The sequence below is a fragment of the Shewanella sp. SR44-4 genome (assembly GCF_014163715.1).
Taxonomy (GTDB): Bacteria; Pseudomonadota; Gammaproteobacteria; order Enterobacterales; family Shewanellaceae; genus Shewanella.
This window is the reverse complement of the sequence record NZ_JACJDU010000198.1, coordinates 1-223: the sequence shown is the minus strand read 5'-3', so window position 1 is coordinate 223 and position 223 is coordinate 1. Positions and strand designations below refer to the sequence as shown.

The 223-nt window shown below is 45.3% G+C and carries 1 protein-coding gene; it reads left to right on the top strand.

Translation table 11 applies throughout. The features are described 5' to 3' along the window. Window positions 1-223: reverse transcriptase domain-containing protein (locus H5125_RS22015; protein ID WP_259395524.1), on the top strand; the 223-nt coding region annotated here is incomplete at both ends.

Here is a 223-nt window from a genome sequence, read left to right as displayed (position 1 = left end):
CTTGAGCAGCGTATAAAGTCTACAGCACTCAAAAAGGGTGCTAGAGCCAACTTTATTGGATACGCCGACGATTTCGTCGTCACCTGCGCTTCAAAGGAAGTGCTCGAGAACGATATCAAACCGTTGATCGCTGATTTCTTAGCGGAAAGAGGCTTAACACTCTCCGAAGAGAAAACGCATATTACCCACATCAGCAATGGTTTTGACTTCTTAGGGTTCAATC